General features: G+C 71.0%; 13 protein-coding genes. 5 read left to right on the top strand and 8 right to left on the bottom strand.

What is annotated here, in order from left to right:
* Positions 1-9 precede the first annotated feature (9 nt).
* From MA875_RS15100 to MA875_RS15085, 5 genes are all read right to left on the bottom strand, one after another.
* A complete protein-coding gene (locus MA875_RS15100; RefSeq protein WP_248243084.1) occupies positions 10-2,133 on the bottom strand; it encodes an acyl-CoA dehydrogenase family protein in 2,124 nt (707 codons plus the stop codon).
* Between the two features lie 188 nt (positions 2,134-2,321).
* On the bottom strand, positions 2,322-3,989 hold the full coding sequence (locus tag MA875_RS15095) for a formate--tetrahydrofolate ligase (RefSeq protein ID WP_248243083.1): 1,668 nt from the start codon (positions 3,987-3,989) through the stop codon (positions 2,322-2,324).
* A gap of 83 nt (positions 3,990-4,072) precedes the next feature.
* On the bottom strand, positions 4,073-6,088 hold the full coding sequence (gene recQ / locus MA875_RS15090; protein WP_248243082.1) for a DNA helicase RecQ: 2,016 nt from the start codon (positions 6,086-6,088) through the stop codon (positions 4,073-4,075).
* Between the two features lie 43 nt (positions 6,089-6,131).
* Positions 6,132-6,413, bottom strand: a complete 282-nt coding sequence (locus MA875_RS17635; RefSeq protein WP_308221539.1) for a hypothetical protein — start codon at positions 6,411-6,413, stop codon at positions 6,132-6,134.
* Positions 6,344-6,853 carry a DUF1697 domain-containing protein gene (locus MA875_RS15085; RefSeq protein WP_282449175.1) on the bottom strand — a complete coding sequence of 170 codons (510 nt, stop codon included), beginning with the start codon at positions 6,851-6,853 and terminating at the stop codon, positions 6,344-6,346. Before MA875_RS15085 ends, MA875_RS17635 begins: the two co-directional genes overlap by 70 nt.
* Positions 6,854-6,867: 14 nt before the next feature.
* On the opposite strand from MA875_RS15085, the gene MA875_RS15080 reads away from it, so the two are divergent.
* Positions 6,868-7,389: a DUF4262 domain-containing protein gene (locus MA875_RS15080; RefSeq protein WP_248243081.1), complete on the top strand. Its 522-nt coding sequence runs from the start codon at positions 6,868-6,870 to the stop codon at positions 7,387-7,389.
* Positions 7,390-7,400: 11 nt separating this feature from the next.
* Here MA875_RS15080 and MA875_RS15075 read toward each other — a convergent pair whose 3' ends face one another.
* Entirely contained in the window at positions 7,401-9,962 is a 2,562-nt protein-coding gene (locus MA875_RS15075) for a DEAD/DEAH box helicase (protein ID WP_248243080.1), read from the bottom strand.
* 110 nt (positions 9,963-10,072) lie between these two features.
* Between MA875_RS15075 and MA875_RS15070 the strand changes: the two genes are divergently transcribed.
* Together MA875_RS15070 and MA875_RS15065 are read left to right on the top strand one after the other, a co-directional pair.
* Complete coding sequence (locus MA875_RS15070) at positions 10,073-10,393, top strand: GNAT family N-acetyltransferase (RefSeq protein WP_248243079.1); 321 nt, start codon at positions 10,073-10,075, stop codon at positions 10,391-10,393.
* Positions 10,390-11,460, top strand: coding sequence for a pirin family protein (locus tag MA875_RS15065; protein WP_372492593.1), 1,071 nt, complete (start codon positions 10,390-10,392; stop codon positions 11,458-11,460). The genes MA875_RS15070 and MA875_RS15065 overlap by 4 nt, the downstream gene beginning before the upstream one ends.
* A 101-nt stretch (positions 11,461-11,561) precedes the next feature.
* Here MA875_RS15065 and MA875_RS15060 read toward each other — a convergent pair whose 3' ends face one another.
* Positions 11,562-15,146, bottom strand: coding sequence for a S8 family serine peptidase (locus tag MA875_RS15060; RefSeq protein WP_248243078.1), 3,585 nt, complete (start codon positions 15,144-15,146; stop codon positions 11,562-11,564).
* Between the two features lie 143 nt (positions 15,147-15,289).
* Here MA875_RS15060 and MA875_RS15055 point away from each other — a divergent pair, with 143 nt between their 5' ends.
* Positions 15,290-15,859, top strand: coding sequence for an ECF transporter S component (locus tag MA875_RS15055; RefSeq protein ID WP_248243077.1), 570 nt, complete (start codon positions 15,290-15,292; stop codon positions 15,857-15,859).
* Here MA875_RS15055 and MA875_RS15050 read toward each other — a convergent pair.
* A complete protein-coding gene (locus MA875_RS15050) occupies positions 15,835-17,184 on the bottom strand; it encodes a D-alanyl-D-alanine carboxypeptidase family protein (protein WP_248243076.1) in 1,350 nt (449 codons plus the stop codon). The genes MA875_RS15055 and MA875_RS15050 overlap by 25 nt on opposite strands.
* A gap of 274 nt (positions 17,185-17,458) precedes the next feature.
* On the opposite strand from MA875_RS15050, the gene MA875_RS15045 reads away from it, so the two are divergent.
* Positions 17,459-18,549 (top strand): energy-coupling factor ABC transporter ATP-binding protein (locus MA875_RS15045; RefSeq protein ID WP_248243075.1); only part of this gene is annotated, 1,091 nt, incomplete at its 3' end.

Raw genomic sequence — 18,549 nt, 5'->3', positions numbered from 1 at the left:
CGCCGTCCGCTACTTCTTCTGCAGGGTCTTGCCCTTCTGCAGCGCCTTCTCCGAGATGGGCTCCTCGCCGGCGGCGGCCCGGGCGCGGTAGTACTCGCGGGCCTCCTCCTGGCGCACGCGCTCCGCGCCCGACGCGATCGGCGCACGTACGTGCTCGGGTGCGAACCCGTAGGCGTCGACGAGGTCCTGGGCGTGCGGACGCAGCCGGGCGCAGAGCCGGTCGATGTAGCGCGACACCGCGGCGGCGCGCTGGGTCGAGAGCCGCCCGTTGATGAGGTACCACGCGAGGTGCTTCTCGATGAGGTGCAGCCCGAAGAGGTCGCGGAGCCAAGTGAGCACCTGGCGGGTGCCGGGGTCTGCCACCGCCTTGACGCCGTCGGAGAAGGCCTCCCACTGCAGCAGCTCGCCGTGCGCGCGGGCGGCCTCGATGAGCTCGGCCTGGTGGCGGTTGAACAGGGCGGCAGCCTCGGCCTTGTCGAGCTTGGCGGCGGGGCGGAGCGCGGCAGCGAGGTCGGCGACCATCTGCTCGACGCGACCCGAGAGGATCTCGTGCTGCTGCTCGGCGCGAAGCCCCAGCTCCACCGAGCGCGCCGTCGACCCGAAGTCGGCGACGGCCTGGCCCAGCTGACGCAGGCCCGCACCGTGGAAGACCTTGCCCGCGGTCTGGGCCGCCGCGAACCGGGCGAGCGCGGCGGCATCCTTGCCCTTGAACTGCTTGGCGTAGTCCGACAGCAGGCGCTTCCCGACCAGCTGCAGGAGGACGTTGTTGTCACCCTCGAAGGTGACGTAGACATCGAGGTCGTGGCGGAGCCCCGTCATCCGGTTCTCGGCCAGGAATCCCTGCCCACCGCACGCCTCGCGGCTCTCCTGGATCGTGTTCAGCGCGTTCCACGTCGACAGGGGCTTCAGCGCCGCGGCGAGGGTCTCGAGGTCTTCGCGCTCCTCGGGGGTGTCGGCGCGCCCCGAGAACACCCCGTCGAACTTGCGCAGCAGCTCGTCGTGCGCGAAGAACTGCGCGTAGTTCTGCGCCAGGAGCGGCAGCAGCCGGCGCTGGTGCTTGCCGTAGTCCAGCAGCACGACCTCGTCGGTACCGGCACCCGAATCGAACTGGCGGCGCTGGTTGCCATAGGTGATCGCGATGTAGAGACCCAGGGCGGATGCCGTCGTGACGGCCCCGTCGAGAGAGACACGTCCCTGCACGAGGGCGCCGAGCATCGTGAAGAAGCGGCGTCCGGGGCTGTCGATCGGGCTCGAGTACGAGCCGTCGGGGGCGACGTCGCCGTAGCGGTTGAGGAGGTTCTCGCGCGGAACGCGCACCTGATCGAAGTGCAGGCGGCCGTTGTCGATGCCGTTCAGGCCGCCCTTGGGGCCGTCGTCCTCGCCGCCGACGCCGGGGAGGAAGTTCCCCTCGTCGTCGCGGATCGGCACGAAGAAACAGTGCACGCCGTAGTTGACGCCGCCGGTGATCAGCTGCGCGAAGACGGTCGCGGCCTTGCCGTGCAGGGCGGCGTTGCCGAGGTAGTCCTTCCACGCCGCGCGGAACGGCGTGTGGATGACGAACTCCTCGGTGTCGGGGTCGTAGGTGGCGGTGGTGCCGATGGCGGCGACGTCGGAGCCGTGCCCGGTCTCGGTCATCGCGAAGGCTCCGGGGAGTTCCATCGACATGACGGGACGCAGCCACTTGTCCCAGTGCTGCTTGGTGCCGAGCTGGTAGATCGCCGAGGCGAAGAGGCCCCACTGCACGCCCGACTTGATCTGCAGGCTCGGGTCGGCGAGCACGAGCTCTTCGAAGCCGGCGAGGTTCGCACCGTTGTCGTCGCTGCCGCCGTACTCGGCGGGGAACGCGCGGCGCCCGCCGCCGTTGTCGGCGAGGAGGTGCAGCTGGGTGAGGGTGCGCTCGCGGTGCTCGGCGACCGTGAGGTCGTTCACCTGCCAGAACGCGGAGTCCTTGATCAGCTCGCGCGCCTCGCGGCGGGTGTCGGCCCACGTGCCGAGCAAAAGGTTCGTGACGGCATCGATGTCGATGCGGGCCTCGGATGCCTCGGCCGCCGTGTGGGCGGCGGTCGGCGCTCCGCCGGCGGGCGTGCGGGAGTCGGACGCGGGGGTTTCAGGACGAACGGCGGCGTCGGCCATTTCTCACCTCTCCAGAAGGAGTCGAAGGAAGTCACCTAGAACGGTAGGTGTCCCACAACGCGGTTCCAAGTGCGTTGTGCCTTCGACACAAGGATGTCCGACTGCGTCGTGGGGGCCGATTGTGCCGAAGCGACATCCAGGCGGTATCCGCGCCCGCGGCCGGTGCACGATCGCCGCGGGCGGCCGGGTCAGAACAGCCCGACGATCCGCCCGTCGTCGGTGACGTCGATGGTGTTCGCGGCGGGCACCGCCGGCAGGCCGGGCATCGTCATGATGTCGCCGCAGATCATCACCACGAACCGGGCCCCCGCCGCCAGGCGCACCTCGCGGATGTCGACGACGTGCCCGGTCGGCGCACCGCGCAGCCGCGGGTCGGTCGAGAACGAGTACTGCGTCTTCGCCACGCACACCGGGTACCCGCCGTACCCTTCCTCCTGCAGGCGCCGGATCTGAGCGCGCGCCGCACTGGATGCCGTGACATCGGATGCTCCGTAGATGCGTGTGGCGATGGCGCGCATCTTGTCCCACAGGCTCGCGTCGTCGGGATAGGTGAGCGTCGGCTCGGCCGGCTCGTCGCAGAGGCGCATGACCTCGCGCGCGAGATCCTCGGCGCCACGGCCGCCCTCAGCGAAGTGACGGGCGACCACGGCGGTGACCCCGGCGGCGGCCGCCTCCTCCTGGAGCGCCGCGACCTCGGCATCCGTGTCCTCCGCGCGGTGATTGATGGCCACGACGAGGGGAAGCCCGAGGACCCCGTGGACGATCTCGATGTGTCGCCGCAGGTTGACCGTGCCGCGGCGGAGCGCGGCGACATCCTCGGTGGCGAGGTCTGCCACCTCGACGCCGCCGTGGTACTTCATCGCCCGCACGGTCGCGACGATGACAGCGGCCGACGGGCGGAGGCCCGTGGAACGGCAGAGGATGTCGACGAACTTCTCGGCGCCGAGGTCGGAACCGAATCCCGCCTCAGTGACGACGTAGTCGGCCAGGTGCAGCGCCGTGTCGGTGGCGAGGTAGGAGTTGCACCCGTGGGCGATGTTCGCGAAGGGCCCGCCGTGGACGAAGGCGGGCGTGTGCTCGAGCGTCTGCACGAGGTTGGGGGCGAGCGCGTCGCGCAGGAGTGCCGCCATCGCCCCGTGGGCGTCGAGGTCGCGGGCGCGCACCGGCTGCCGTTCGCGGGTGTAGCCGATCACGATCTCGCCGAGGCGAGCCTTGAGGTCGGCGAGGTCGGTGGCGAGGCAGAAGATCGCCATCACCTCGCTCGCCACGACGATGTCGAAGCCGCTCTCGCGCGGGTAGCCGTTGCCCGGACCGCCGAGCCCCGTGACCACGTCGCGGAGGGCGCGGTCGTTGACGTCGAGCACCCGCCGCCACGTGACGCGGCGCACGTCGATGCCGAGGGCGTTGCCGTGATGGATGTGGTTGTCGATGAGCGCCGCGAGGAGGTTCGTGGCCACACCGATCGCGGCGAAATCGCCGGTGAAGTGCAGGTTGATGTCTTCCATCGGCACCACCTGCGCGTACCCGCCGCCGGCCGCGCCGCCCTTCATCCCGAAGACCGGTCCGAGCGCCGGTTCGCGAAGACAGATCGCGGCGCGCGCGCCGACCCGGTTCAGCGCGTCGCCCAGGCCGACCGTCGTGGTGGTCTTCCCCTCCCCCGCGGGCGTCGGGGAGACGGCGGTCACCAGGACGAGATGGCCGCGAGGGCGATCCCGGATGCTGCGGGCGAACGACAGCGTCACTTTGGCCTTGTGTCGGCCGTAGGGTTCGAGGGCGTCGGCGGGGATGCCGAGCGTGTCGGCGATCACTCCGATGGGCTCGAGCTGCGCCGCCTGGGCGATGTCGATGTTGCTCATGGCTGGGTCGGACCTCCCGGGCCTCATCGCCCGATGTCGTGAGGAGCGCCGTCGCCCCCGTCTGGAGCCTAGAGGACGGACGTTCAGCCGGCTCGGACCACGTCGAGAACGGCCTCGCCGTACGCCTCCCGCTTCTTCGCTCCGATCCCGGGGATGCCTTCGAGGTCGGCCGCACTCTCGGGCCGGCGTTCGGCCAGGGCGCGCAGTGTCGCGTCGCCGAAGACGATGTAGGCGGGCACCCCCTGTTCGCGGGCGACGCCCGCACGCCAGGCGCGAAGCGCCTCGAACAGCGGCTTGTCGCCGTCATCGAGGGTCTCGCTCGCCGCGGCTTTGCGCACACGGCCCCCGCCGCCCGATCGGCCGAGCACGTCGCGGCGGAGCGGCACCTCGGTGTCGCCGCGCAGCACATCGGGCGCCGCCTCGCCGAGGGCGAGGGTGCCGTACTCGCCGCGGGCAACGAGGATGCCGCGGGCGAGCAGCTGCCGGATGACGCTGCGCCAATCCTGCTCGGACAGGTCGGCGCCGATGCCGAAGGTGGCAAGCTGGTCGTGCCGCTGCTGGCGCACCCGTTCGGTGCTGTTGCCGCGGAGGATGTCGATGAGCTGCCCGGCGCCGAAGGACTGGTTCCGCTCGCGCTGGAGCCGCACGATCGTCGAGAGGAGCTTCTGCGCGGCGACCGTGCCCTCCCACGTCTCGGGGGGCTCGAGGCAGGTGTCGCAGTTGCCGCAGGGGTCGGAGGGCTGGCCGAAGTAGGCGAGGAGGTTCTGCCGGCGGCATCCCACCGTCTCGCACAGCGCGAGCATCGCGTCGAGATGCTGGCCCAGGCGGGTCTTGAACACCCGGTCACCCGGGGAGGCGTCGATGAGGCGACGCTGCTGGACGACGTCGCCGAGGCCGTAGGCCATCCACGCGATGCTCGGCTCGCCGTCGCGCCCGGCGCGCCCGGTCTCCTGGTAGTAGCCCTCGACCGACTTCGGCAGGTCGATGTGCGCGACGAAGCGCACATCGGGCTTGTCGATCCCCATGCCGAAGGCGATCGTGGCCACCATCACCACGCCGTCCTCGCGGAGGAACCGGGCCTGGTGGGCGGCGCGCATCTCGGCGGGAAGCCCCGCGTGGTACGGCAGCGCGTCGATGCGCTGCGCCCGCAGATACTCGGCGGTCTGCTCGACGGTCTTGCGGCTGAGGGCGTACACGATGCCCGCCGAACCCTCGGGCTGGGCGCGGATGAATGAGACCAGCTGCTTGCGCGGCTCGACCTTCGGCTCGATGCGGTACTGGATGTTGGGTCGGTCGAAGCTCGCGACGAAGTGCCGGGCGTCGGGCAGGCGGAGCCGCTCGGTGAGCTCGCGATGGGTCTCGCGCGTGGCGGTGGCGGTGAGCGCCAGACGCGGAACACCGGGAAAGCGCTCGGCGAGGTCGCCGAGGGCGAGGTAGTCGGGCCGGAAGTCGTGACCCCACTGCGACACGCAGTGGGCCTCGTCGATGGCGATCACGCTCAGACGACCGCGCTGGAGAAGCGCGGTCGTCGCGGCGTTCGACAGGCGTTCGGGGGCGACGTAGAGGAGGTCGATCTCACCCGCGAGGTAGGCGCGCTCGGTGGCGGCCCGCTCGGGTGGAGACTGCGTGGAATTCAGGAACGCGGCGCGCACACCGTTGGCCACGAGCGCGTCGACCTGGTCGTGCATGAGGGCGATGAGGGGGGAGATCACCAGCCCGGTGCCGGGTCGCACGAGGGCGGGCACCTGATAGGTGACGCTCTTGCCGGCGCCGGTGGGCATGAGCACCACCGCGTCTCCGCCGGCGATGACGTGCTCGACAACTGCGGCTTGGTCGCCGCGGAACGCGTCGTAGCCGTAGACCTCTTTCAGGACCGTCCGAGGGTCTGCGCCCGTGAAATCGCGTCGCGCGGGCGTCGGCGTCGGCGTCGCGGGCGAGCCCGGGGCGTGCGACCCGCGCGGCGTTGGCGAAACGTCATCCGGGGGCAGCCAGGCGTCTTCCGGCGGGTACCACTCCTCGTCATCGGGCGGCACGAGATCGGACGGCGGGAGGTCGAACGGGGGCGCCTCGTCGAGGGGGTATCGGTTCGCGTGCGCCACGGCGGCCATGCTACGCGGTGGCGCCGACACCGGGCTCACCCTGTCAACACCACCGCGCCGCGAGAGCGGTGACGACGGTGTGCGTGCGGTTGGTCGCGACGCCCAGCAGCTTCGCGGCGGCGAGCGGGTCGACCCTTCCCTCCTGGTAGCCGGGGCTGAGGAGCGCGTGGGCCGCCCGCCCGCGCACCACCATCCGCCCCTCGCCGCTGGAGGTCGCCTCGATGGCCGCCCTCTCCTCGTGCGCCGGGGGCTCTTTCAGCAGGTAGACGTAGTGGCGTGCGAGCCCCGGGTGCGCGGCCGAGAGCTCGGCGACATCCTCTGCCACACGGCGGCACTCCTCCTGCGAGAACACGATCGTCGGAACATCGAAGCCCCGATCGGCGCGGCGAAGGCCGCTTCGAGCGCCGATTCGATGCGCGCACGTGAGCGCATCGAGGTGCGGAAGCGGACGTTGCCCGTGTTGATGTACGTCTCGACCGCGGTGAAGCCCACGCCCTCCACCACGCGGCGGATGTCGTCCTTGGGGAACACGCGCTTCGCGCCGAGGTTGACGGCGCGGAGGAAGGCGAGGTAGGTGGGCACCCTCTCGTTGTACCCGATGCTGCCCGTACGGGGTCGCTCTGTCTGATCGAGGTGGCGCAGATGGTCGCTTTCTCCGCAGGACCACGACCACTTGCGCCACGGTGATGGCCCTCGACCTTCGCGCCCTCGGCGATGTCGGATGCTCACTTTACCGTCGAACGCATATTCGTTTCTCGTCCACATACTCGGAGGAATGCATGTTCGAAGAATCACCGCTCGCGATTTCGGCGTGGCTCGACCAGGAGGACGCTCATGTCGCTGACATCATCCGCCGGTACGGCGTGCACATCACCTACGTCGGCGGAGCCTGCGGAACACCGGGCTGCTCGTGCGAGGAGACGGGCGAGGGCCCTGCATTCGCCTACACGACGGGCCTGTTCGGGATCGGACACCCCGAGCTCGCGATCGTCAACGTGAAGCCGGCAACGGCTCAGGCGGTCCTCAACGAGCTCGCCGGTCGCATCCGGGATGGGGAGCGTCTGCTTCCGGGGATGCTGCTGACCTTCGGCGACGCCTGGGCGCACCGGGTGACCGTCGAGACCGTTCCCAATCCCGGACAGATCGCCTTCGGCGCCAACCGGCACTACCAACGGCCCGACGCCTTCTCCGTGCCGTTGCTGCAGCTGACGTACGACGATCGTGGCGGAAGGTTCCCGTGGGAGCAGGGCTACGCGAACACCCCGGAGATGCAGCCGCGTCCGGGGGCCTGGCGCGCATGAGCCCGGGTGGTTCAGAGGCGGGCGACCTCGGTGACCCGAACGACCGCGGTGCCCTCGGCGACGGATGCCGCGAGGTCGACCTCGGCACGGATGCGCCAGTCATGGTTGCCGGCCGGATCATCGATCGTCTGCTCGACCGTCCAGCGCCCGTCGGCCGCGGCGGTCTCGTCGATCGTGATCAGCGCCGACGAGCGGGCCGAGCCGCCGGTGAGGATCTCGTCGTGCTCGTCGAAGTAGTCATCGAGCACCGTGGGCCAGTCGACGTCGGGGTCCAGCGCGACGAGCTCATCGTCGCGCTGCAGCGCGGCCAGCTGGACACGACGGAACAGCTCGTTGCGCACCAGCACCCCGAACGCGCGGCGGTTGGTGAGGACGGACGGCGGAGCGGGTGGAACGACCGGCGCCTCAGGATCGACCACGGGGTTGATCAGCGCCTCCCACTCGTCGACGAGGCTCGAATCGACCTGCCGCACCAGCTCACCGAGCCATTCGATGAGGTCGAGAAGATCCGGGGTCCGGGCTTCGGCCGGCACGGTCTGGCGGATCGCCCGATACGCATCGCTGAGATAGCGGAGCACGAGACCTTCGCTCCGCCCGAGCTGGTAGAAGGAGACGAATTCGGCGAACGAGAGGGCGCGCTCGAACATGTCGCGCACGACCGATTTCGGCGACAGCGCGAAATCCCGCACCCATGGCTGACTGGAGGCGAACACCTCGAACGTCTGCTCCAGCAGTTCGGCGAGCGGCTTGGGGTAGGTGATCTCCTCGAGGGCCGCCATCCTGTCGTCGTACTCCATTCCCTCCCGCTTCATCGCCGCCACGGCTTCGCCGCGGGCGCGGAACTCCTGCTGCGAGAGGATCGGCCGCGGGTCGTCGAGGGTCGCCTCGATCACGCTGACGACGTCGAGCGCGTAATGGCCGGTCCCGGCCGTGCGCGCGGCCGCGTCGCGGTCGACGTCGGTCGCATCCGCGCCCGACCCCCGGCCACGCTCCACGGAGGGGTCGAGCACCTCGATCGCCGCCAGCGCGAACGGGGACAGCGGCTGATTCAAGGCGAAGTTCGGCTGCAGGTCCACCGTGAGCCGGATGTCGCCGCTCGGTCGCTCCACCACCACGACACCGGCCACGACGAGGGTGCGGAAGATCGCCAGCGCGCGACGCGCAAGCGCGAGCTGGCGAACGCGCGGCTCGTGGTTGTCGAAGACGAGGCTGCGGACGTGAGCGAAGACATCGCCGCCCCGCGCGATGACGTTGATGAGCATCGCGGCGGTCAGCTGCAGGTGCGGGACGAGGGGCTCGGGTTCGGCGGCGACGAGCCTTTCGAACGACGCCTCGCCCCAGTTGACGAAACCCTGGGGAGCCTTCTTGCGGACGACCTTGCGCTGCTTCTTCGGGTCGGACCCGGCCTTCGCGATGGCCGCCGCGTTCTCGATCTCATGCTCGGGCGCCATCACGACCACGGTGCCGGCGGTGTCGAAGCCCGCCCGGCCCGCGCGACCGGCGATCTGGTGGAACTCGCGGGCGGTCAGGTGCCGCATCCGCTGCCCGTCGTACTTCGTGAGCGCGGTGAGCACGACCGTGCGGATCGGCACGTTGATGCCGACACCGAGAGTGTCGGTGCCGCAGATGACGCGGAGCAGCCCGCGCTGCGCGAGGGTTTCGACGAGTCGTCGGTATCGCGGCAGCATGCCGGCGTGGTGCACGCCGATCCCCGCGCGCACGAGGCGCGAGAGCGTCTTGCCGAAGCCGGTGGTGAAGCGGAATCCGCCGATCGCCTCCGCTATCTCGTCGCGACGCTCCCGCGAGACGATCTTCACGCTCGACAGCGCCTGCGCCCGCTCCATCGCCGCGGCCTGCGAGAAATGCACGATGTAGATCGGCGCCTTCTGATCCGACAGCAGCTCCTCGACGATCTCGTGCGCGGGCGAGCGGGAGTAGCCGTAGTCGAGGGGGACCGGCCGGTCGACCCCGGTGATCTCGGCGACCTCACGACCGGTCCGCCGGCGAAGATCGGCCGCGATGTCGGAGGTGTCGCCGAGCGTCGCCGACATCAGAACGAACTGCGCCCTCGGCAGGAGGAGCAGGGGCACCTGCCATGCCCAACCCCGGTCCGAGTCGCCGTAGTAGTGGAACTCGTCCATGACGACCTGATCCACCGGGGCGTCCGCGCCCTGTCGCAGGGCGAGATTCGCCAGGATCTCGGCCGTGCAGCACACGATCGGGGCGTCGGGATTCACCGAGGAGTCGCCCGTGACCATGCCGACCTTCTCCGCGCCGAAGATCTCCACCAGCGCGAAGAACTTCTCGCTCACGAGCGCCTTGATCGGGGCGGTGTAGTACGTTCGCCCGCCGCGAGCGAGCGCGATCGCGTGAGCGGCGACGGCGACGAGCGACTTCCCCGTGCCCGTCGGAGTGGACAGGATCACGTGAGCGCCCGACACCAGTTCGATCACGGCCTCGTCCTGGGCGGGGTAGAGGGTCAGCCCACGGCCGGCCGCCCACGAGGCGAACCCTTCGTATGCCGCGTCCGCATCCGCGTTCGGCGGGACGGCGTCGAGCAGCGAAAGGCGCATCCAGCGAGTCTGCCTGATCACAGCGCCGGGCGGCGTGCCGCAGCCCGGCGACATCCTCGCGGAATGCCGGTGGAGCGGCTTAGGTTGGGACTCACAACGGAAGGACGCCCGTGAGCGACGAGACCGACACCGACAGCATCACCGTCACCCGCAACGATGAGACCGGCCGCTACGAGATCCATGTCGGCGACGCGCTCGGCGGCTTCTCGCAGTTCATCACCGACTCCCGCGGTCGCGAGCTGTTCATCCACACCGAGATCGATGAGGCTTTCGCCGGGCGCGGGCTGGGCGGCACCCTCGTCGGCCAGGCGATGGCGGATGTCGCGGCGCGCGGTGGCACGGTCGTGCCCCGTTGCCCGTTCGTCGCCCGTTGGCTCGGCAAGCACGACGTCGAGGGCCTCCAGGTCGACTGGCCGGAACCCCGACCGTGACCCGCCTCGACGCACCGGCGCAGGGGACGGCCGGCGGGCTGGACGCCTCGGCTGAACTCTCCGCGGCCGTCGAGTGCGACGGACCTCGGACCCTGCTGCTCGAGGCGCGGGAGGTACCGCTCGGCGGCGTGCGGGGGATGGAGGTCTACCGCGCCCTCCCCCAGCGCGACCTGCCGCTCGTCGGTGCGTGGTGCTTCCTGGATCGGTTCGGTCCGCAAGAGACCACGATGCGGGTCGAGCCCCACCCGCACATCGGACTGCAGACGGTCACGTGGCCCCTCGTCGGGGAGGTGCGCCATCGCGATTCGGTCGGCAGCGACGTCGTGGTGCGCCGCGGCGCGCTGAACCTCATGACGAGCGGCGCGGGCATCTCGCACTCGGAATACTCCCTCGGCGATGGCCCGACCGCGCTCGACGCTCTTCAGCTGTGGGTCGCGCTCCCCGACTCACGGCGGAACGGCGCGCCCGACTTCGAGCGGCACGAGTCGCTGCCCACCCTCCGCCTGGCGGCGACCGCCGGAGCCGACGGCGAGGCGACCGTCGTGATGGGAAGTCTCGGCGGCGTGGCGTCGCCGGCGAGCGCCTTCACGCCCATCGTCGGCGCCGAGATCCGCATCCCCGCCGGGTCGCGGGTCCGCGTGCCGCTGCGGCAGGACTGGGAGCATGCGCTCCTCGGCCTGACCGGCGTGGTCGACGTGCTCGACAACGCGGTCGGCGCCGACGCCGCCGACGAGTCGGACGGCCGCGCCGCGGCATCCCGAGACCCGCGCCCCGCGGCATCCGTCGACAACCGCCACCTGCTGTATCTCGGAACCCACCGAAACGAGGTGGAGCTGTCGAGTACGGATGACGCGTCCGTCTTCCTCCTCGGAGGCGAACCGTTCGAGGACGAGATCGTCATGTGGTGGAACTTCGTCGGTCGCTCGCACGAGGAGATCGTCGAGGCACGGGAGGCCTGGCAGGCCCGCGGCGAGCGCTTCGGTCGGGTGATCGACCACGGTGACGAGTGGATCCCGGCCCCACCGCTTCCGGCTGTACGTCTCACGCGCCGGCGCCGCCGGGTTTAGTTCTCACGCGCCAGCGCCGCCGGGTTTAGCGCAGACACGCCAGCGGCGCCCGAGCCGAAGCCCGGACGCCGCTGGCGTCGTCAGCGCCGTCGTACCCCGCGTCAGCGGAGCACGAGGAACCCGGAGAGCCCGGTCGAGGCCTCCACCGTGTTGCTTCCGCCGTACTGCGCGATCACCACGTGCACGCCGCGGCTCTGCTTGGGAAGCGGGAAGGCGACCTGGCCGTTCACGAGGGTGCCGGTGTACTTCTTGGCATCCACGTACAGGGTCACATCACCCTCGGGCACGACGCCGTTTCGCGCCGAGACCGTCACCGTGGCGACGAAGTCCTGCGAGCTCGACCCGACGTAGCGGTTGAGGCTCACCCGCGTGTCGGAGGCGACCTTGACGTACACCTCGGCGCTCGTCGCGGTGCCGGGGTTGATGTTCCCCTCCGCTGTGGCGGTGACGCGCACCGACAGGGCCGCACCCTGATCGTCGCGGGTCACGCGGTACCGGTCGGAGGTCGCCCCCTCGATCGGCTCACCGTTGCGGAGCCACTGGTAGGCCACCGTCACCTCGGCCGGGTCCCACGTGCCGGGGTCGGCGGTGAGGGTGCGTCCGATCTTCGGGGTACCGCTGATCGACGGTGCCTCGACCGCGACCGGAGCCGCAGCGCCCGGGTCGACCTCGACGACAGTCCGCACCGCCGAGTCGCCGTAGCCGACGACGCCGAGGTAGCGAGTGCCGGGCTCCAGGCCCGACCACGTGACCGTGTAGGTCGCGGGCACGCCCTGCTGCACCGGCAGCGGGTTCGGCGTCGCGGTGAACGATCCGGCGCCACCGGGGGTGACGACCGCAGAGGTGAGGTCCCACGTCAGCGGCTGGGTGATCGAGTACATGTTCGCGATGACGAGATAGGTGCCCGCCTCGGGGTTGTCAAGGCTCACCTGCTCATCGGCCGAGGCCGTCGCCGACGTCCACGACTCGTAGTAGCGGAGGTCGTCCGGAGCCACGACGCGGTACACGAACAGGTCGAGGTCGCTGCCCTCGTCATCCGACGAATCGAGCTTCCACTGTGCGAGCGTCGCGCCCTCGGCCACGTCGACGATCCACGCGACGTCGCCGTTCGCGTCACCGGAGTTCTCGTTTCCGGTGTGACCCTCGACGGGGTTCGCGGGATCGGTGAGCAGGCTCACCGGGGCAAGGCCCGAGAGGTTCAGCGCCAGATCGCCGGTCACACCGGGCGTGATGGTCACATCCGTGCTGCCGGTGATCCCTTCGCCCGACGCCGTCGCCGGAGCATCCGCTGTCACGGGCTGGACCGCGAGCGGCGAGCGCACCGTGGTGCCGTCACCGCCGGTCCAGGTGAGGAAGCCGGTCGCCCACTGCTCGACCGGAGCCGAGGCGTTGGAGATCGTCACCGAGAACGACTGGCTTTCGCCGGCCGCACCGAAGGTGAGCGTCGACGGCTCGACCGAGACGTTCACACCGGGGATCGAGGCCGCCACCGTGTACGTGCCGGGGCGCGTCGCGGTGAGGGTGCGGGTCACGGTCTGCTCGCTGGAGAGCGTGCCGATCGCGATCGAGGCCAGGTTCAGGTCGCTGCCGTCGATGGGCTCGATGCCGTCGAAGTCGAAGTTCCCCACACCCTCGACGAACGCCGCCCAGTCGGCCGGGCCGTTGAGGTACAGCAGACCCGGGTCGAGGAAGCGTCGCGCGTCGACCTGCCCGGCGCCCTGTGCGAACGGGTCGGTGTTGGCGGTCCCGTCGGCGTTCACGGTGTCGTAGGCGGTGGTCATCATCGCCGACTTCACCTCGTCGGGCGTGGCCAGCGGGTTCTCGCTGAGGTACAGCGCGCCGAGCCCGGCGATGTGCGGTGCTGCCATCGAGGTGCCCGAGAGCACGCCGTAGGCGGGGTTGCCGTCGGCATCGTTCTGCACCGCGGCGAGGATCGCCACACCGGGGGCGGCGATGTCGGGCTTCAGCACATCACTGCCGTCGGCGAGCATGGGGCCGCGGCTGGAGAACCCGGCCACCTGCGGCACCGGCGTCTCGGTGCCGGTGATGTTGCCGCCGATCAGGGTCGCGGTCGGGTCGACGGTGTTCTGGACGTAGTCCAGCAGCGCGGGGCGCGCAGCGGCATCCAGGTGCACGGTCGGAACCGAGTGGAAGTCGTTGTCGAGCGACCCGGGGGTGACGTTCACGAGGATCATCCCGGTTCCGCCGGCGGCGGCGACCTCCTGCGACTTCTCCACGCGCGCGTTCACGCCGCGGTCGCAGACGACGATCTTGCCCGCGGCCTGCGCCGGGTCGACGGTGTCGAGGAAGCACAGCGCGGCATCGGCGGCGTTCGCTCCGGCGGCCGGGATGTCGCCGGCGTAGACGACCGGGCCGGTGACCTCCTCACCCTCCTGCACGGTGACCGAGGCACCGGCTTCGAGGAAGCCGTTCGGCAGCTGCACGCTGCCCTCCCAGGTCGGGATCGTCGAGGCGGCGACGGTGGCGTACCACGGCGAGGCGTGGTCGGCGGTCGAGGCGTCGGGGCCGCTGTTGCCGGCGCTGACCGACACGAACACTCCCGCGATGGCGGCGTTGAAGAACGAGATGTCGTCCGGCTGCCAAGTGGAGGATGCTGCGCCGCCACCGATCGAGTAGTTGATGACGTCGACGCCGTCGGCCACCGCGGTGTCGATCGCGTCGAGCAGGTCGCTCAGGGCGCAGATGTCGTCGGTGGTGACGAGCGGGTCGGGACCGGCCCAGCACGCCTTGTAGGCCGAGACCTTCGCGGCGGGCGCGACACCGGAGATCGCACCGAGGTCGATGCCCTCGATCGACGCGGCGACCTGGTCGTTGCCGGCAGCCGTGCCGGCGGTGTGCGAGCCGTGGCCGTCGTTGTCGCGCGGCGAGACGTACTCGGCCTCGAACGTGAAGCCCGCGGCGGCAGCGCCGTCACCGAAGTAGCGCGCACCGATGAGCTTGGTGGAGTACTCCGACTCGTCCCACGCGTCGCCGGTCACGCGCTCCGCGCGGAACTGCGTGCCGTCGGCCTTGTCGAAGACGACCTCGTTGCCCTCGAGGTACGGCTCCCCCGTGCCCGGAGTGGTACCCAGCGGGTCACCGGCGAACGAGGGGTTCTCGGGGGCGATTCCGGTGTCGATGACACCGACGACGACACCCTCACCCGCGGCATCCACACCGCCGACCTGCTCCCAGACGCCCCCGGCGCCCTCGAGACCGAGGAACTCGGTGGAGGGGACGGCGTCGGGGTGGCGGATCTCGTCGGGGTACACGCCGATGACGCCGTCCGTTCCGGCGACCTTCGCGGCCTGCTCGGGCGACATCTTGGCGCTGAAGCCGTTCAGGGTCAGCTGGTAGGTCGCCGCAGGGTCGACGCCGGTCTCGGCCGCGACATCCTGCTGCCGTTCGGCGAGGAAGGTCGAGTACTCCTCGACGGCCTGCGACTGCGTGTCGAGCTTCTGGCCCTCGTCGGGCTTGGTGGGCGCGAGGCCCGCCTCGCCGCCCTCGTACGTCGCGACGGGCTCTTCCTCGAGCAGCACGATGTACGAGCCGGTGGGGGAATCGATGGGGGTGGGGGGTGTCACCTCCTCCACGGGTGTCGCGGCATAGGCGCCGGTTGCTGCGGACCCGGTGAACAGGGCGGCGAGTGTGACGACCGCGGCTGCTCTCACGGAGGATCGACCCATAGAAAGGCTCCCAACGAGGATGGTGTAGAGCGAGGCGTGCGCGGCATCGGCGGCGCGCACGTCGGGCTAACGTAACTCACAGGCGAAACTCAGAGAACGCATTCCAGATGAGAACTCGATGAGATCCGCTTTACGCTGGAAACGTGGCCCGACCCGCGCCCCTGACGACCCGCGTGCTCTTGACGTGCGCGGCGATCGGCGTGGCGACGGGTGTGCTCCAGGCCGGCGCGGGGGCCCTCAGCGGCGTGATCGTGGCCACCTGGCCGATCCTGTACGGCCTCGTCCTCGGCATCCATGTCCTTCCTGGGGTGATCGCGCAGGAGCTGCTGCGACAGCCCTGGGTCGCGCTGCTGACGCACCTCATCGCGGCGCTCGTGGCGAGCGCCGTGGTGCCGGTGTGGATCGGGCGGTACATCGGCACGGCGATCCTGATCGGCCTGCTGCAGGAGGGTGTGGCCGCCCTTACCCGGTACCGCCGATGGGAGGCGTGGCGCTTCTTCGTCTCGGCCGTCGTCGTGGGGGTCGTCATCGGCGCGGCGATCTGGTTCGCGGCCGATGTGACGCAGTTCCCCGAGTGGGGTCAGGTCGTTTATGTCGCCCTCTTCGTCCTCGGACCGATCGCCTGGACGGCAGTCGGCCTCGGCGTCGGCCGCGCCCTGCGGCGGGCGGGCGTCCGCCCCCGGGTTCCTCAGCCGCCGAGCTCGGAGGGGTGAGTCAGGCGCCACCACTCGAGGGGCGGGTCGATGTCGCCCTCGATCACCGCGTCGACCGTCTCAGTACGCGGTCCGGCGGTCCAGGTGATCGTGCCGATGACCTCGCCGTCTTCGTACGTCTCGGGCACGCGGATGTCGGAGGTCACCGTGATCGGGGTGTCCGACCAGGTGCGGATGTCGGCACTCGTCGCGGTCACGATCTCGGCGCGGGCGCCCCAGGGCGTGGTGAACTCCCCGAGGTCCTGACCGGCCGTCACCAGGGGAACGTCGCGAAAGCCCTCCCGGATGCTGCCGAGCAGCCGCAGCACGTCGGCGTTGACCGCGTCGCGTGATTCGCCCCCGAGCATCACGCCCACCACGGTGAGGGGCGTGCCGACGCCGACGTCGAGCCGCGAGGTGTAGAGGAAGGCGAACGTGCCGGCGCCGAGGTTGCCGGTCTTCATGCCCGTGATGCCGGCCGTGCCCAGGAGGCCGTTGGTGTTGTGCACGGTGCCGGCGCTCCCGATCGCGGCGGACCGGGTGCCGACGATCGACACGATGTCGGGGTTCGCCGCCGCGATCCTCCCGAGCGCGATGAGGTCGGCGGGGGTGCTGGTGTTGCGCGCGCTGATGCCGGTCGGGTCGACGACGGTCGTGCCTGCGAGGCCGTGGGCGTCGAGCCAGGTGCGCGCGGCGGCGACGAAGGAGGCGCGCGAGCCGAAGGCCCACGTCGAGACGACGTCGGCGTAGTTGCTGGCCGACGGGATGAGCATCGTCGCGAGGGCGCCCCGGAGGCTCATCGAACTGCCGGCCGGCATGGGCGCGATCGTCACGTTCTGGACGTAGTACGCGTCGTAGAGGTCCTCGTCGGCGCCGTCGAACCAGAGGGTCGGCCCCTGGTCTTCCGGGCCGGCGAGCGGATGGGCCTCGAGCACGACGAGGGCGGTGATGAGCTTCGTGATGCTCGCCATCGGCGCCGGTTCCTGCGGGCCGGACGTCGCCCAGATGCCCGCCGCTTCGGCGCCGAGGTACTCGTCGGCGCCGGCGACGCTGATCGCCGACGAGCCCTGCGCGGGGAGCGTGAGCGCCGCGGCGGCGGGCGCGGTGACGCTCGGCTCGGCGAAGGTGGCCTCCGGGGTGGGGAGCGGCGCGGTCAGCGCCCACGTCACGTACGCGGACGGTGTGCCGACCACGAGGGCGAGGATCACCACGGCGACCGTCCACCCGATCCATCGTCGCCGGCGGCGGCGGTGGGGGTCGGCCAGCCCCTCGGGCGCTCGAGCGGCGTCGTGCATGAGCGCGTCGAAGTCGGCGAAGTCGCCCCGCTCGTCCAATTCCGTCGTCACCGCTCCCCCTTCGGCCCCTCATGCTTACCCCGTCGCGCGGGAAAGCGCGAGTCCCGGGCGGCTCTCCGGCTGTTGGGCGTCCCGAACTCCTGCAATTCCGGAGCGTGTGGCGCGAAACCGGCGGGTCTGGTCGTGCGGGCGTCGACGGTGCAGGAGTTCGGGACGCGGCGCGGCGGGGCCGCCGCGCCGTGCGCCTACGCGCAGCGTCGAGACACCGACGGGTCGGGCGAGGTTAGGGCAGGCTAAGTTGGGGGTACCGAGCCATCGAGGACCCATGCCCGCCCACCCCCGCGACCACGCCGCCCCGCGCACGGCGCGGGACCACGCCCCGCGTCTCCTGCGCGCGACGGACGTCGCGATCACCTATGAGGGATCGGAGGCAGCGACCCCCGCCGCCGCCACGCTCGACGTCGCAGCGGGCGAAGTGGTGCTCCTTCTCGGGCCCAGCGGTTCAGGCAAGTCGACGCTGACGCTCGCGCTGAACGGCCTCATCCCGCAGGCCGTCCCCGCCGCGGTCGTCGGCGACCTCCAGGTCGACGGCCTCGACGTCCGCAGCACGCCGGTGTCGACCCTGAGCACGCGGGTGGGGATGGTCTTCCAGGATCCCGACGCCCAGCTCGTCACCGGCACGCTCCTCGACGAGGTCGCGTTCGGGCCTGAAAACCTGCGACTCCCGGTAAGTGAGGTCCTCGGCCGCGCCGAGGCGGCGCTTCGCCGGGTGGGGCTGTGGGATCGGAGACGCGAAAACCCCGACCGACTCTCGGGCGGCGGTCGCCAGCGACTGGCCATCGCGTGCGCGCTTGCCCTCGGCTCACCGCTGCTGGTGCTCGACGAGCCGACCGCGAACCTCGACCCGCGCGGAATCGACGAGGTCTATGCCGCGCTCGCCGACATCGTCGCGGCGGGCGACCGCGCGATCCTCCTCGTCGAGCACACCCTCGACGCCGCCGTCGGCCTCGTCGACCGGGTCGTCGTCCTCGATGCCGAGGGGCGGCTGTTCGCCGAGGGCTCGACCGATGACGTGCTGCGCACCCGGGCGGAGGAGCTCCACGCGATGGGCGTCTGGCTCCCCGTGTCGACCCTCGCCGCGCTGCGGCTGCGCGCCGCCGGATACCCGCTCGACCCGCTCCCCCTGACGCCCGCTGAGCTGACCGCCGCGCTCGACGCGGCACCCGGCCCGGCGGCCCCGCCCTTCGCGGCGTCCGCGCCGCACCCCTCCCCCCTCGCCGCGTCCGCGCCGCACCCCTCCCCCCTCGCCGCGCCCTCCCCACACCCCTCCTCCCCCCTCGCCGCGCCCTCCCCACGCCCCTCCTCCCCCCTCGCCGCGCCCTCCCCACGCCCCTCCTCCCCGCTCGCCGCGCCCTC

The organism is Microbacterium kunmingense (assembly GCF_023155745.1).
Classification (GTDB): Bacteria; Actinomycetota; Actinomycetes; order Actinomycetales; family Microbacteriaceae; genus Microbacterium; species Microbacterium kunmingense.
Note: the sequence above shows the minus strand (reverse complement) of the source record. Positions and strands in the feature narration are given on the sequence as shown.

Bases quoted from the DNA above. Each gene is read 5' to 3' on its own strand.
- MA875_RS15100 (WP_248243084.1), bottom strand. From the start codon at position 2,133: ATGGCCGACGCCGCCGTTCGTCCTGAAACCCCCGCGTCCGACTCCCGC.
- MA875_RS15095 (WP_248243083.1), bottom strand. From the start codon at position 3,989: ATGAGCAACATCGACATCGCCCAGGCGGCGCAGCTCGAGCCCATCGGA.
- MA875_RS15085 (WP_282449175.1), bottom strand. From the start codon at position 6,853: ATGTGGACGAGAAACGAATATGCGTTCGACGGTAAAGTGAGCATCCGA.
- MA875_RS15080 (WP_248243081.1), top strand. From the start codon at position 6,868: ATGTTCGAAGAATCACCGCTCGCGATTTCGGCGTGGCTCGACCAGGAG.
- MA875_RS15075 (WP_248243080.1), bottom strand. From the start codon at position 9,962: ATGCGCCTTTCGCTGCTCGACGCCGTCCCGCCGAACGCGGATGCGGAC.
- MA875_RS15060 (WP_248243078.1), bottom strand. From the start codon at position 15,146: ATGGGTCGATCCTCCGTGAGAGCAGCCGCGGTCGTCACACTCGCCGCC.